The organism is Fischerella sp., from assembly GCF_013388695.1.
Lineage (GTDB): Bacteria > Cyanobacteriota > Cyanobacteriia > Cyanobacteriales > Nostocaceae > PCC9605.
The window spans coordinates 1-13,735 of record NZ_JACAEU010000115.1; the positions used below are offsets into that span (position 1 = coordinate 1).

The 13,735-nt window shown below is 42.8% G+C and carries 14 protein-coding genes; 5 read left to right on the plus strand and 9 right to left on the minus strand.

Annotated elements, in window-relative coordinates; translation table 11 throughout:
• Positions 1–507: 507 nt before the first annotated feature.
• The 7 genes from HXY43_RS15350 to HXY43_RS15380 form a co-directional block, all read right to left on the minus strand.
• Positions 508–936, minus strand: coding sequence for a hypothetical protein (locus HXY43_RS15350; protein ID WP_290884278.1), 429 nt, complete (start codon positions 934–936; stop codon positions 508–510).
• Between the two features lie 171 nt (positions 937–1,107).
• Complete coding sequence (locus HXY43_RS15355; protein WP_231510401.1) at positions 1,108–1,302, minus strand: hypothetical protein; 195 nt, start codon at positions 1,300–1,302, stop codon at positions 1,108–1,110.
• 152 nt (positions 1,303–1,454) lie between these two features.
• The gene (locus HXY43_RS15360; protein WP_290884403.1) at positions 1,455–2,654 is read right to left on the minus strand and encodes an LL-diaminopimelate aminotransferase; all 1,200 of its coding nucleotides are present in this window, start codon (positions 2,652–2,654) and stop codon (positions 1,455–1,457) included.
• Positions 2,655–2,744: 90 nt separating this feature from the next.
• A complete protein-coding gene (locus HXY43_RS15365; RefSeq protein WP_026734215.1) occupies positions 2,745–3,074 on the minus strand; it encodes a co-chaperone YbbN in 330 nt (109 codons plus the stop codon).
• Between the two features lie 202 nt (positions 3,075–3,276).
• Entirely contained in the window at positions 3,277–4,053 is a 777-nt protein-coding gene (locus HXY43_RS15370) for a PspA/IM30 family protein (RefSeq protein ID WP_290884282.1), read from the minus strand.
• A 245-nt stretch (positions 4,054–4,298) separates the two neighbouring features.
• Complete coding sequence (locus HXY43_RS15375; RefSeq protein WP_026734213.1) at positions 4,299–5,003, minus strand: PspA/IM30 family protein; 705 nt, start codon at positions 5,001–5,003, stop codon at positions 4,299–4,301.
• A gap of 84 nt (positions 5,004–5,087) precedes the next feature.
• Positions 5,088–6,365, minus strand: a complete 1,278-nt coding sequence (locus tag HXY43_RS15380) for a hypothetical protein (RefSeq protein ID WP_290884285.1) — start codon at positions 6,363–6,365, stop codon at positions 5,088–5,090.
• A 185-nt stretch (positions 6,366–6,550) separates the two neighbouring features.
• Between HXY43_RS15380 and HXY43_RS15385 the strand changes: the two genes are divergently transcribed.
• Positions 6,551–7,108, plus strand: a complete 558-nt coding sequence (locus HXY43_RS15385) for a DUF721 domain-containing protein (protein ID WP_290884405.1) — start codon at positions 6,551–6,553, stop codon at positions 7,106–7,108.
• A gap of 639 nt (positions 7,109–7,747) precedes the next feature.
• Positions 7,748–8,047 carry a hypothetical protein gene (locus HXY43_RS15390; protein WP_290884287.1) on the plus strand — a complete coding sequence of 100 codons (300 nt, stop codon included), beginning with the start codon at positions 7,748–7,750 and terminating at the stop codon, positions 8,045–8,047.
• A 436-nt stretch (positions 8,048–8,483) separates the two neighbouring features.
• Here the strand turns inward: HXY43_RS15390 and menB are convergent, their stop codons facing one another.
• Complete coding sequence (menB, locus tag HXY43_RS15395; RefSeq protein ID WP_290884289.1) at positions 8,484–9,317, minus strand: 1,4-dihydroxy-2-naphthoyl-CoA synthase; 834 nt, start codon at positions 9,315–9,317, stop codon at positions 8,484–8,486.
• Positions 9,318–9,549: 232 nt separating this feature from the next.
• Here menB and HXY43_RS15400 point away from each other — a divergent pair, with 232 nt between their 5' ends.
• Positions 9,550–10,062, plus strand: coding sequence for a transposase family protein (locus tag HXY43_RS15400; protein WP_290884291.1), 513 nt, complete (start codon positions 9,550–9,552; stop codon positions 10,060–10,062).
• 5 nt (positions 10,063–10,067) lie between these two features.
• Positions 10,068–10,193 carry a hypothetical protein gene (locus HXY43_RS15405; RefSeq protein WP_290884293.1) on the plus strand — a complete coding sequence of 42 codons (126 nt, stop codon included), beginning with the start codon at positions 10,068–10,070 and terminating at the stop codon, positions 10,191–10,193.
• A gap of 850 nt (positions 10,194–11,043) precedes the next feature.
• Here HXY43_RS15405 and menD read toward each other — a convergent pair.
• Positions 11,044–12,873, minus strand: coding sequence for a 2-succinyl-5-enolpyruvyl-6-hydroxy-3-cyclohexene-1-carboxylic-acid synthase (gene menD / locus HXY43_RS15410; protein WP_290884295.1), 1,830 nt, complete (start codon positions 12,871–12,873; stop codon positions 11,044–11,046).
• A gap of 240 nt (positions 12,874–13,113) precedes the next feature.
• Here menD and folB point away from each other — a divergent pair, with 240 nt between their 5' ends.
• Positions 13,114–13,482 (plus strand): dihydroneopterin aldolase, encoded by a 369-nt coding sequence (gene folB / locus HXY43_RS15415; protein WP_026734204.1) that lies wholly within the window; start codon positions 13,114–13,116, stop codon positions 13,480–13,482.
• Positions 13,483–13,735: the final 253 nt, after the last annotated feature.

The window sequence follows — 13,735 nt, forward strand, 5'->3', positions numbered from 1 at the left end:
AATCTTAAGTAGGGGAGCCAGTGCGTTGCGGGGGTTCCCCCCGTTGTAGCACGTGGCGTCACCTGGCGTTGTGTCACGGCTTTAGCCTGACGCACCATGTTATATAGCAGTGCGTTAGGCGCTTTGATCGTGTTTTTCGTGACAAATCATCTCAAAATATGCGCCTAACACAATGGCAATAAAGCGGGAGGAAAATCCACACCGATGACAGCCTCCCCTACAGTAATTTTATTTTTACTTTATAAATGACCTCTGAGCTTCTAACGATAGGTAATAATTGCAGACAAAAAGGTAAACTTCAAATTAAAGTTAGTTTACACTTTTTATCATTACCTAATTCATTAAAAAATAAAAATAGCACAAATTACAAAAATTTTGATATAAATGTTTCGCTTGACTTTTGCCCAGAAGCACCTGAAGTTTAATACAAATTTAAACGAAAAAATTCTTTGTATTCGTACAAAGCGGTAGTCATCCGTCATGTGATTGTGTCTGAATGTGTGATTTTTACTCTGCTTCGTTTTCAAGCAGAATAGTATTGAGAAAATTCAATTCACTGGATGCCATAAAGTAGCGATCGCTAAAAACTATTTCTAATTGTGTAAAAATCCGTCTACCTGCCACAGCTACCCAAGGAAATGTTCGGTAGTGAGGTACTACGGGTATGATTAAGCCTTGAGGAGTTAGGGAGCGTCCTAGCGCACTTCTCCAAGCTTGCGGATCTTCTAATACCTGTTGGCGGATGTCATCTTCTGATTGTTCATTCCAGAAATGGGGATAGTCTAGAGGTAAGCCAATAACTATGTTTTTAGTTTTCAATGCCTGATGTGTGGAAGATTCAATTACAAATCCTTCTTGTTCCCGACTCAATAGTTTATACAGTGTGCTCGTCTGCGCCACTGTGGGCGATCGCTGCCGTGAATGCCAGTTGAGCAATTCTTACATAGCAAGCTTTTTGCCCCTTCCTATCCGTCGAACTCACGTTAACAACACAACAGCATCAAACACCACGGCATGAATGCAACAAATCTACTGTAGCTAACCAAGTTTGGAAAAGCTCCACGCCAACCAGGCAGTACATGCAACGTATAGAACTCCTTGAAAGTCTTATAACCACTGCCATGAAATGCGCGGAGCGATAGTTATGACCTCGCTGATGTGCATCCTGGAGCTACTGCGGCGTTCACCGCTCATTAACGGTAGCTGAGGTACTTGTTGCCACATCTTCTCCCATGAGGAGCAAAAATCATCTACATCGCAAAAAATCTGTGTCACATCCAACCGAGATACAATATTTTCCATTGCTGAGACATCATGCGTATTTTTGATCCAAATACAGTCTCAGCTTTTTTTGTACATTTTTCAACCCGTCGAACTCACGTTGAATTAGAGGGTTTACGCTGGTCTAGAAAACTCAGAAGGCGATCGCGTGCGGCTACATAGCCATCCCATAGCTACAAAAACTCCGCAATTCTCCGTACAGCAGTTTCTAATACGGGTGGCTCATGCACTAAGGCAAAGCGGACATAGCCTTCTCCGAATTTGCCAAAACCAGCACCAGGTGACGCTGCTACTCCTGTTTTTTCGACTAGTTGAGTACAGAATTCTACAGAATCTTGGCTCCAAGGTTTTGGTAACTTTGCCCAAACGTACATTGTGGCTTTAGGTTTAGGAACCTGCCAACCAATGCGATGTAAAGCATTAACAAAGACATCCCGGCGTTGGCGGAAGGTATTGACAGCTGTTTTGACGCCATCTTGCGGCCCGCTGAGGGCAGCGATCGCCCCATTTAAAATTCCGCGATACTGATTAAAATCAACTGCTGCTTTGACTTGACGCAAAGCACGAATCAACTCAGCATTACCAATAGCATAACCGATGCGGAAGCCACCCATATTATAGGACTTGGAAAGAGTAAAAAATTCAATTGAAACGGTTTTATCTGGATCGGCTTGGAGAATTGAAGGGGCAAGGGATTGGGGATTGGGAAGATTTTTACCCCAGTCCTCGATTTGCTCGAATACTAAATCAACGTAGGGGAAATCGTGAACCAGCACGAGATTGTGTTGCTGACAAAATGCAACAGCAGCTTGGAAGAAAGATAATGGTGCGATCGCGCTGGTAGGATTGTGTGGGTAGCTTAACACCATCATCCGCGCTTGTGCCAAGACATGTACGGGAATATCAGCAAAAACTGGTAAAAAATCGTTTTCCGCTAGTAGTGGCATTGGGTAAATTTGACCACTAGCTAAGTAAACTCCGCCTGCATGGGAGGGATAACCCGGATCGAGTAACAGGGCAAAATCTCCTGGGTTAAGAACTGCTAGTGGTAAATGGGCAGTGCCTTCTTGAGAGCCGATTAGCGGTAGCACCTCTGTTTCTGGATCTACGGAAATGCCGAATTTTTGCTCGTACCATTGGGCTGCTGCTTTGCGAAATGCTTGCGTACCGTGAAACAGTAAGTAGCCGTGGGTACTCGGATCGTAGAGAGACTGAGCGATCGCTTCGATCGCGTGTGCTGCGGCTGGCAAATCCGAAGATCCCAGCGATAAATCTATCAATTGCTGTCCAGCAGCCAAAGCTTTTGCCTTGGCTCTGTCCATATCAGCAAATACATTTGATTGTAGGGGTTGTAAACGTTTGGCAAATTGCATTTTAGTCAATGGTCAATAGTCAATAGTCAAGGGTCAAGGGTCAAAAAGTGTTTGACTTTGGACTTTTGACTCTGGACTCTGGACTATTGACTAGTTTAAGTGAGTATCTAAGAGGTTAACTAATTTGTCTTTACCAATGACTCCTTCAGTGGATGCTAATATTTTGTCTCCTTGAATGAGCCTGAGGGCAGGTACTCCTTCTACCTGGTATTGTTTGACGGTGACTGGATTCGGATCGATTTCCATTTTCACCACTTTTAGGCGATCGCTGTAGGTATTGGCAGCAAAGTTTACCATTGGGGACATTAATGTACAAGGACCGCACCAAGAAGCCCAAAAGTAAACCAATACTGGCACCTCAGCTTTTAATACTTCGGTTTCAAACTCAGCATCAGTTATAACTTTTACACCCTTATTCATTTCAGTCTCCATCAGGTGGTATCGTTTTCGGTTGACACACAAATTACTCTATCCCAAAGTAGTCAATCGTCCATAGCAAGCGATCAATAGTTATTTTTCACTATTAACCATTAGTAATAATTAATAATTAACTATTGACAAATGACGCAAAATCCCACAACCAACAGGTGTGGGATTAGTTTCCAAAGGTGTTATCAAAGTATTACATTTGATCCAATTGCTTGCGTAGCGAGTCCAACTCAGCATCAACCACTTCATTATTGGCTTTAGGAGTGGTTCTTTGTTCGGGTGGCAGTTGGGGTTGATTTGATGTACCACCGGGTAGGGACATCTGGGCTTTCAGTGCTGCCAATTCATCGTCAACATCACTACTAGCTTCTAAAGCTGCAAATTGGTGTTCCAAATCTGCACCAGCCAATTCGCCTGCTGATTGGGCACGGGCTTCTTGCATCAAGACTTTTTCTTCCATGCGCTCGAACGCTGCCATTGCCGAGGAGGTATTCATACCCCGCACCATGCCTTGGAGTTGCTCTTGGGCTTTGGCAGCAGTGATCCTGGCTTTGAGCATTTCTTTCTTGGTTTTAGCCTCAGAAATTTTGCTTTCCAGCTGGATTAAATTGCGCTTGAGGTTCTCAACTTGAGCGGTTTGCTGCTCTAGGCTGGCTTTGAGGGCAGTACCCGTCTCTGTAAAAGTTTTCTTGCGCTCCAGCGCTTGGCGTGCTAAATTTTCATCACCTTTTTGCAGGGCAAGTTGGGCATTGCGTTGCCACTTGTTGATTTCATTTTGCGCATCATTGTATTGTTTTTCAGTGCGTTTTTGGGCAGCGATCGCCTGAGCTACTCCCTGGCGTAGCTGTACCAAGTCTTCCTGCATTTCCAGGATGGCTTGTTCCAGCATTTTTTCAGGGTCTTCGGCTTTACTGACCATGTCGTTGAGGTTGGCGCTGACTACTCGCCGAATGCGATCAAATAATCCCATAACTTTGTTTTTCCTTTTGAGATTTACGCGCTTGGTTTGGCAGTTAGCTTTTTTACTGTTTTACAGCTACTTATTTCAATGTAATCCTTCCGGACTGTTTCAGTCCTGCTGTTCATTAGTAAATGAAGACAGGATATGGGAGGTAGTAGTTAAAACTACTAATCAATGACCAATGACCAATGACAAATGACCAATGACCCTTATTCTTAAGATATTCTTTCAACTTAGTAATTGACCAATCCGGCTTAATCCTCTGTCTTGGGTAATTGCTGTGGTATTGATTGCGTATTTTCCGTACCACTAGGTAGCTGTGCTTTCATTTGTAACAGTTCGGCATCAACACTAGCCTCTAATGTTGCAAACCGTTTTTCCAATTCATCTGTACCAGTAACTGCTATTGCTTCTTTTTGGGCTTCTAGTTGTTCAACTTTTTCTTCCATGCGCTCAAAGGCATTTAGACTACTTGTTCCAGAAACACCTTCCAGCATTTCTTGAAGGCGCACGGCAGCTTCTGCTGAACGGGCGCGAGCAATATACATATCTTTTTTAGTTCTTAGTTCAGTAATTTTTAGCTCTAGGGAGCGCATATCCTTTTTCAGCCTAGCCACGACGTCGGTTTGTTCCTCAATCTGGCTAGAGAGGGCTTTAGCAGTTTCTTGGTAGGCACGGCGTTTACTAAGAGCTTCCCTTGCCAAAAGTTCGTTGCCTTGTTGTAAGGCTAATTGGGCACGACGATACCATTCTTCTGAGGCAGACTCGGCTTGCGCTGCCTGCCGTTCTGTGCGTTTTTGGCTAGCGATCGCTGCCGCTACCCCCTGGCGCAACTGCACCAGATCGTCCTGCATTTCCATCACGGTTTTTTCTAAAACCTTTTCTGGATCTTCTGCTGCCCCAATTAAACTGTTAATATTAGCACGAATTACCCGCCCGATCCGTTCGATCAGTCCCATATCGGCCCTCCATTTACTTTTCGCCAGTCAGCAACCAAGCCAAGCGTAAGTTTCTGACCTCATCGTATCGTATTGTTTTGCCCCTTAAGGCTGCTGCACCTTGGCATTAATTCCCTTTGCCTGTAGCATTTGCATGTGTTGTTTGACTTGCTGTTTGGTCTTAAAAGCTCCTAGATAAATTAATTTGTTGTCAGATGCTAAATAAGCATCAGGAATTACCTGCCGTATTTTGGCAAACAATTCTACACTCTGATTGTCTATAACGACATGATAAAATCCATCCGCCAAGGGTTTTATTTCTGCATCATCTAAATTTTGTGGACTAGGTGCAGGAGTAGGAGTTGGCTTGGTGGGGGTTGTAGTTGTAGCAATTGGCGGCATCGGGGCTGAGGTTGGCTGTACCTGCTGGGCAATAGTAGTTGTGGCAGGAATTGGGCTGGGTGTAGATGTCGCTATTGGCGTTAGTTTGGGTTTGGGTTGCAAACCAACTACATCATTGGGGTTTTTTACCTCTGGAAATTCGCTAGCAGCTAGATTGGGATTCTTGGGTATGGGTGTAAGTTCTGGTTCCGCTACAGTTTTGATATTGCTGTCTGCGCCTGTACCTTCAGTATTTGTGGCTGAGTCAAGAGTGTTTTTCTTAAACAAACCATTTAGACTCAAATGCGGTAAGCTTTTCGGATTAAACACTACATAGCCAAGAGTAAGACTTGACATCAATAGCAGCAGCATTGAGCCGATACCTAAAGGTGATAACAGACTGTCGCTGGAATTACTACGCTTGTTTGTTGGGGGTTGTTCTTCTGCTAGACTTCGTAGCAGTGCTTCTGATGATTCCAAATAATCATCAGGCGGCTTGGGGGTGCTATTTGGCGAGACAAGATTTTGACTTTTATTTTCCCCAATCGTTGCAGGCACAATACTGGCGGAATTAGGGATAGGTGTGGTTTGTTTTTTCTCTACAGCAGAGGTTGAGGGCATTTCAAGAGTGTGCTGTTGTGAAGAGTTTTCCTTCACTGTTGTTGGCACTTGCTCTTGGGTGTTTGATTCCGATTCAGATATTGGTGGTGTCGTGCTTGGGAATAGTGGCAAAGAAATTTTTTCACTATTGTTCGCAGTTGCTGCGTGCTGAGTTTTTACCTCTGTTGTGGCGATCGCAGTTAACTGTTGGAGTTTACCGCTCATCGAAATACCCAGACGGGGTTGTAATGATGTTTTATGTGTAAATCGGGTGCGTCGATAACGGGCTAGTTCTTGATCTAGTTCTACTTCTAAACTGGAGAGTGCTGCTGCAAGTGCTGGCTTTAACTCGGGTGTTTTGGAGGATTTTACACTCGAATCTACCAGAGGGTTTTGATTCATTGTCTATCTGCCTCAAACTTAGACTGCCGGATTATTCTCAAGTTAAAAGCTAACAGCTTTTCATCTTTTGGCTAAATAGCGATCGCCAATTGCTTTATTTAAAGATACATTTGTGCTGATGCTATCGAAAGTTAGCATAGATTCATTGCATAATCCAAATGCAATTGTGGCACCCCTTTACTAGGATGTCGTTTAATTCTGTTAATGATATTTTAGGTGTTCTCCAACTACAGGCGAAGCTGCAAGAGCAGCCATTTCAACGTTTGCTCAAGTGCTGGCCTGAAGTTGTCGGAAAAGTAATTGCTGCTCATACTCGCCCTTTGTCGATTCAGCGCGATGTTTTGCGAGTAGCAACTTCTAGTGCTGCTTGGGCACAGAACTTAACTTTTGAGCGTCGGCGCTTACTTGTCAAGTTAAATACAGTGTTACCTACTCCTTTGGTAGATATTCGTTTTTCCACTGCTGAATGGTACGCTGCTAAAGAAACTAACAATCAGCCACAAACGCTTCTACCGCGCCACCATCCAAGTTATCTTGGTGAGGAAATAAACAGACACCATGATGTTGAATCCACTGCCAAGAGTGCCAATGCAGCTTTTGAAAATTGGGCAGAAGCAATGCAAGAGCGATCGCATCACTTACCCCTTTGTCCTGAGTGCCAATGTCCCACACCCGGTGGCGAACTCCAGCGTTGGGGTGTTTGTTCTTTGTGTGCTGCTAAAGGCTTCTCCAATAATTTTTGAAGATAACGGCGATCGCAACTGCAACAGCTAAGTAGAGGGCATAGGGCAAGGGGCAAAGGAACTGGAAAAGTAAAAAGTAAAAAGGTAAAAGAAAAAATTCTTTCTTTTTACTTTTAGCTTTTAACTTTTGACTTATTTTTACCCAATCCCCAATCCCCAGTCCCTTTTACAAACTGGCAAATCGCTTGAGTTCAGGCTTTTTTCCAAATGCTCCTTATCTTTTGTTATTTCTTCTACCCTTGGATGGAAACTTTTGACTTATTCAAATGATCTCTTCAAACGTTACATAAAATACGTTTTTCAGATCTAAACCATGCAAAAATATACAGCTTGCATAATCGCTAACTGTGCAACTTCCTGATAAACTAAAAACCGCTACGCATCAAAAAGTTTATTTTTAGCCTTGATCCCTAGTTATTTTTAGCCAAAAACAAATGTGCGTAATATTTTGACATGCTTGTATCACATTGTTAACAAAATAATTGAAATATATAACACAAAGCTAAAGAGATTCTAAAGCAAATTCTATCCCGGGGATCGCTATAACGTCCATCAAAATATACTTTTTGGTATAAAACAGCTTTTATATCTATATGCGAAATTAGATATGTAAATAAGCTTTCAAAGGCACTATATATTATGAAAAGCATTAAAGACTTGACTTCTGCTTGTAGATATTGTCGTTATTATCAGCCAGAGGGACGTCGTGGAGGCATGTGCCAGCAGTTAGGAGCACCAGTTCAAGCAGCTTGGAAAGCTTGCTCTTTGGCACTTCCTCCATTTGCTCCTTCTTGGGAAAGATTGGAAGATGCTTGGAGTTTGCCAGATGCTACACTAGTCATAACTTCAGATATGAATATAACAGTTATTTCTCCTATTGAAGAAACAGTTAGCTGCACATCTTCTGAACAGCTAAAAACTAAGATAATGGTAAATTAGTCTTTTGATATTAGATTGAGAAAATTTTGGTGTGAGTTCAACTCAAGTCAAGTATAATTTTGAGTAAACTCGTCAAGGTCAAATGAATACAAGACCCTTTTACAGTAAGGTTTTCAGAGTGTGGCGCTGAGAAAGTGGGCAGTAAAAAGTGAATCTCTAGTAATTTCCAAATAAAATTTGTTTTTAACAATTATGGGTCTAGAAATAACCTTGATATGTCAAAAATCGCTCCTTGAAAAGAGGAGCGATTTTTGCATTTCTAACCAAGACGAGTGGCTGACTTTTCACGTTATGTGGAAAGTCAGATTTTGCACTTGTATTTAGCTCAACTAAGAATAAAGCTTATTCGCTTTGCTAAATAATTCTTGGTGTCTTTGTGTCTTAGTGGTTTAAAAAAATTTTTCACCACTAAGTCACTAAGACACAAACAGATAGTCTACGGAAGCCAAGGATATTGGCGAAAATTCGGCGGACGTTTTTCCAAAAACGCTTGTTTTCCTTCGGCTCCTTCTTCCGTCATGTAATAAAGTAAGGTGGCATTACCTGCGAGTTCTTGTAAACCAGCTTGTCCGTCACAGTCGGCGTTGAATGCTGCTTTCAAACAACGAATGGCAATGGGACTTTTTTCTAAAACTTCCCTTGCCCACTGGATGCCTTCTACTTCTAATTGTTCCACTGGCACAATGCAGTTAACCAAGCCCATTTCTAGCGCTTGTTGGGCACTGTACTGGCGACAGAGAAACCAAATTTCTCGCGCCTTTTTTTGTCCGACGACACGGGCCAGATAGCTGGCACCAAAACCGCCGTCAAAACTGCCTACCTTCGGGCCAGTCTGCCCAAAAATTGCGTTGTCAGCAGCGATGGTGAGGTCACAAATTAAGTGGAGAACGTGTCCGCCACCGATCGCATACCCAGCTACTAGAGCAATTACTACTTTCGGCATTGAACGGATCAGGCGTTGCAAATCCAACACGTTCAAGCGAGGGATACCGCTGTCGTCCAGATAACCTGCATGCCCGCGTACACTTTGGTCGCCTCCCGCACAAAAGGCATATTTACCATCAGTGTGTGGCCCAGCACCAGTAAATAGTACGACGCCTATGGTAGTATCTTCGCGGGCATCGCAGAAGGCGTCATACAGTTCAAAGATGGTTTTGGGACGGAAGGCATTGCGTTTGTGTGGGCGGTTGATGGTAATTTTGACAATGCCATCAGCTTTGTGATAAAGGATGTCTTCGTAGGTTTTGGCGGTTTGCCAGTTGATTTCCATGACCGTGGAATGCTACTTCAAGTTGAAAATTGTATCTTAGGGTAGGCAATGCCTTACCTACTTACTGTGCCACGATCGCATTACGAGTAGCAGAAGTTTCTTATGGCACAGGACGAAATTCATAATCAATCAGATGGCAATCCTCTGAGCAATCCTGAAAGAGACAGACTAGACCTCTTGCAGGATTATTTTATGGTAAGATGGAGAATTTTGACATGAATTTGCTCTGCCAATGCAATACGAACAAACAAAACGACTGTCCAATCGAGAATTTAAACGTCTGGTTGGGGTACAAAGACACACATTTAATGAGATAGTCAACGTACTACAAGATGCGGCAAGTCACAGACAAACACGGGGTTGTTCTAAAAAACTGTGTTTGGAAGACCAGGCGTTAGTATGTTTAACGTATTGGCGTGAATATCGAACTTATTTCCATATCGCCAGTGATTGGCAAGTGTCAGAAGCAACAATTTGTCGTACTGTTCATTGGGTAGAAAATGTTTTAGTCAGTTCTGGGAGGTTTCGGTTGGGAGGAAAAAAGTCATTGTTGACACCATCAAAAAAACCGAAAACAGTAGCAATGGATGTGACTGAAAGTCCCATAGAACGTCCTAAATATGGTCAGAAACGTTTTTTTAGTGGTAAACAAAAACGACATACACTGAAGTCTCAATTTGTGATTGACCTGGAAACTTTACAAGTACTTTGTGTATTTAATAGAATTCTGTCAAGCAAGCTTTAAAGCGGATGTTCCGAAAGTTAGAAGTTTCATCTCGCGCCGAGATGGTGGCTCGGCTTTTCTCTGGTAAGAACAAAGACGTTGGCGAGATAGTTTTTAAGGGGGCGCGATCGCAAACGTACCCACCCGAATAACCCTAAAATAGATTTAGCAAACCTTATATTTTGTACCCTGTAAGATCCCCGACTTCTGGTGAGAATTCGGGTATCTGTCTTTTTAAGACTTATTTAGTGACAGTATTAGTGCCACGTAAAAGCACCCACAAAGCACAAGTTTTTATTACAAAATACAGCAGAGTTTTGATTAGAAAATCTAACTGTTTATGATTAAAATATGTTCAATAAAAATATTCTCACCCAATACAAGATGAGGTGATTCTGTTTGCTTGATAGTAAGCGAATCATGTTCTAGTTTATCCGTAGCTCCGGTTTATGGGTGTAAATGCTGGTCTAGAAATTCGTGTAAAATTGCCCCTTTGATCTGGCAATTTGGCAACTACTTCTTCCTTGGGAAGAATATCGTGTGAATTTGTTAACTATAGTTTGATAGCCCAGCATCTGCTAGTGCTTTTTTGGGACTCTTGACACTTCAATGCCACACCTGCGACAGCATTTAGGTGGGAGCATTGTTGGAGGTAGGGCGATCGCCAGTTTTTATCGCGTTTTTGCCGTACCTCATTTTGATTTGAGGTACTGTTAAACCTTAGAGTTCTGGAAATTTTCTCTGATTAAGGCTAAATGTTCGCATTAGTAAAGCAAAACATGCAAATGCTGAATGATGCTACAATTTTTGAGGTTAATCACTACAAAATGTTTGGAGTAGTAAATCAATACTACTGTAAACATTAAGAAAGCCCTAGCCAGCAATACCTGCAAGCTAGGGTGTAGACTTTATCTGGCTTATTTCAAGTGTAAATGTTTATTGAGTTCATGGCTGTTACCCCCAAAGAGTTGGGGGCTTTTTATTTGGGTTGTGTTGCAGAAACTACATTAGTGCAAACCTACCCAAATTCTCTTGACGCCATTTGGTATCGGCTTTGCGATTTGTTTGCAACTCCAAAACCCTAATACCCCTAGAAGGTAATGGATTTAACTGAGTCTGCAAGCGTTCCCAAGAAGTAATCAATTCATGCTGCACGCCGTAAGTGGCACACAATTGAGCAAAATCAATGTCCTGAGGAATAGCAAAAAACTCTTCAAATGGCGGATCGAACTTGGCAATGGGTAACATTTCAAAAATTCCACCACCATTGTTGTTAATTAATACAATCGTCAAATGCCCAACAAATTTATTTTTAATTAAAAAGCCATTAGTATCGTGCAATAGTGCTAAATCTCCCGTCAACATGACGCTGCTTTGATGATGATGGGCGATTCCCAAAGCAGTGGATAAAGTGCCATCAATGCCATTTGCACCCCGGTTGAAAAAGGTTCGTACACCTAAGTTACTCGGTTTCCAGAAAAATTCCACATCCCGCACAGGCATACTGTTGGCGATAAATATAGGGGTTTCTGGTGGTAGAGTCTGGGACAGTAACCAAGCGATTTTACTTTCAACTAAGTCTTTTATTTCCGTTAAGGTTTGGTCAACAGCTACTCTGACTTTTGCTTCTGCCGTACACCATTGGTGGAGATAAGAGGATGGGGAGATGGGAGGATGGGGGGATGAGGAGAATTTCCTCCCCTCTCCCTCTCTCCCTCTCCCAGACGCGCCATGGCGCGTCTCTACATCTGTTCGACTCCCCCACTCTTCCCCAACTAGCTGTTCTACACTCACCCGCAGATGAATTGTCCTACCGTGGAGGGGATCGAGGTTTTGATCGCTGGGATCAATTAACCAGCGTTTGGCGGTGGTGGTTTTTAGCCAGTGACGCAATACTGGACTGGTAGGCATTTCACCAATTTGAATTACTATTTCTGGCGCTAGCTGTTTCGCCAGTTGCTGATTCCGCAAAATCAGGTCATAGGTAGAAATAATATGAGGGTTGAGATCGGCATGATTTCTGACAGGAGAAAGTCCTTCTGCCAAGACAGGGAATTTTAAAGTTTGGGCAAGTTGGGCGATCGCCTGACAATATTTATATGGTTGTTGTGGTTGGGCAATTCCAGCGATGATGATGCCTCGGTAAGAGGTTAGCCATTCCTGAGGAGTGGGAGAGTGGGAGAGGGGGGGAGAGGGAGATAGAGTTGTGATGTTAGCAAAGAATTCTTCTGGGTGAAACTGTAGAGACGTTGCATGCAACGTCTTTACATTTTCATCAGGAATGGGTGCGAGGGGGTCGCGAAAGGGTATATTCAGATGTACTGGGCCGGGTACTGGGTAAAGCGATCGCTCCCAAGCATACATGACCGTTTGCCGTAAATAAGCCAGCATCCCCATATCTGTTGCAGGTAAAGCTAATTCTGCTTGCCAGTTTGGGTAATTGGCGTATAATTTCAACTGATCTATAGTTTGTCCAGAGTGGCAATTTCGCAATTCTGGTGGTCTATCGGCAGTTAACAACAATAGCGGTACACGACTTTCTCTGGCTTCAATTACTGCTGGGTAAAAGTTTGCCCCCGCCGTGCCAGAGGTGCAAACAATAGCTGTAGGACATCCTGTTGCTTTTGCCCTTCCCAAGGCAAAAAAAGCAGCAGAACGCTCATCTAAAATGGAAATTGCTTCTATTTCGGGTGCTGATTGGGCAAAAGCGACTGCTAAAGGTGTGGATCGCGAACCTGGACAAATTACAGCGGTTGTTAACCCTAGATGCTTCAATGTCTGCGTCAATATAGAAGCCCAAAGTTCATTAGTATTTCTAAAACCAATTGGCATGAAATTTGATTTAGCAAAAAGACAATCTCTCAAGAAACACAGGGAACAGGGAACTCTTAACGGGGAACTCTTAACAGGGAAAAAGGTGTTTTTTTCATTTGTTGCTAGTGGCGATCGCTGCTAGTGGTCGGTTTATATCATGTTCGTTTGAATACTTATACTGTCGCTTAGGCTGGTAATAAGTAATAGGTCATTGGTAATTGGCTGATGACCCATCAATAATTTTATTGCTAATTTCTTATGGACTGCATTCATGTAACGGGAATTCGCGCCTATGGCTACACTGGCTTTTTACCAGAGGAACAGGTGCTAGGCCAATGGTTTGAGGTGGATTTGAAGTTATGGTTGGATATCGACTCAGCAGCTAAATCTGACGCGATTGCAGATACAGTGGACTACCGTCGAGTCATCAACTTGGTGCAACATCTGATAAAGACATCAAAGTTTGCTTTGGTGGAACGCTTAGTAGCTACCATTGCAGATTCTATTCTACAAGAGTGCGATCGCCTTACCCAAGTTCAAGTCATTCTCAGCAAGCCTGCTGCACCCATTCCAGACTTTGGCGGCAAAATTAGCATCGAAGTCACCAGAATTAAACCCAATGGTTAAAGTAGGCTGGCTTGAACAAAGGCAGCGATGCTGGAAGAACATTCTGATTTCTCAGTTCTCGCTATTGCCCATTCTCAATTCTCAATGCTTCTAATCCTTACTAGGTGGGGAATATTGAGTTCCCCATTCCCACTTCCCGAGTCATACTGATTTTTGTTTCGCTAATCAGATACATTATTTTAGTAAATTTCTTAATGGCTTATCTTCACTTTTATTTTGTTATGTAAATACTACAAATAGTTGTAAATATAAT

Coding starts and splice junctions, on each gene's coding strand:
- menD (WP_290884295.1), bottom strand. CDS start 12,873: ATGCCAATTGGTTTTAGAAATACTAATGAACTTTGGGCTTCTATATTG.
- HXY43_RS15380 (WP_290884285.1), bottom strand. CDS start 6,365: ATGAATCAAAACCCTCTGGTAGATTCGAGTGTAAAATCCTCCAAAACA.
- menB (WP_290884289.1), bottom strand. CDS start 9,317: ATGGAAATCAACTGGCAAACCGCCAAAACCTACGAAGACATCCTTTAT.
- HXY43_RS15405 (WP_290884293.1), top strand. CDS start 10,068: ATGTTCCGAAAGTTAGAAGTTTCATCTCGCGCCGAGATGGTGGCTCGG.
- HXY43_RS15385 (WP_290884405.1), top strand. CDS start 6,551: ATGTCGTTTAATTCTGTTAATGATATTTTAGGTGTTCTCCAACTACAG.
- HXY43_RS15370 (WP_290884282.1), bottom strand. CDS start 4,053: ATGGGATTATTTGATCGCATTCGGCGAGTAGTCAGCGCCAACCTCAAC.
- HXY43_RS15375 (WP_026734213.1), bottom strand. CDS start 5,003: ATGGGACTGATCGAACGGATCGGGCGGGTAATTCGTGCTAATATTAAC.
- HXY43_RS15360 (WP_290884403.1), bottom strand. CDS start 2,654: ATGCAATTTGCCAAACGTTTACAACCCCTACAATCAAATGTATTTGCT.
- HXY43_RS15400 (WP_290884291.1), top strand. CDS start 9,550: ATGCAATACGAACAAACAAAACGACTGTCCAATCGAGAATTTAAACGT.
- folB (WP_026734204.1), top strand. CDS start 13,114: ATGGACTGCATTCATGTAACGGGAATTCGCGCCTATGGCTACACTGGC.
- HXY43_RS15365 (WP_026734215.1), bottom strand. CDS start 3,074: ATGAATAAGGGTGTAAAAGTTATAACTGATGCTGAGTTTGAAACCGAA.
- HXY43_RS15355 (WP_231510401.1), bottom strand. CDS start 1,302: ATGGAAAATATTGTATCTCGGTTGGATGTGACACAGATTTTTTGCGAT.
- HXY43_RS15390 (WP_290884287.1), top strand. CDS start 7,748: ATGAAAAGCATTAAAGACTTGACTTCTGCTTGTAGATATTGTCGTTAT.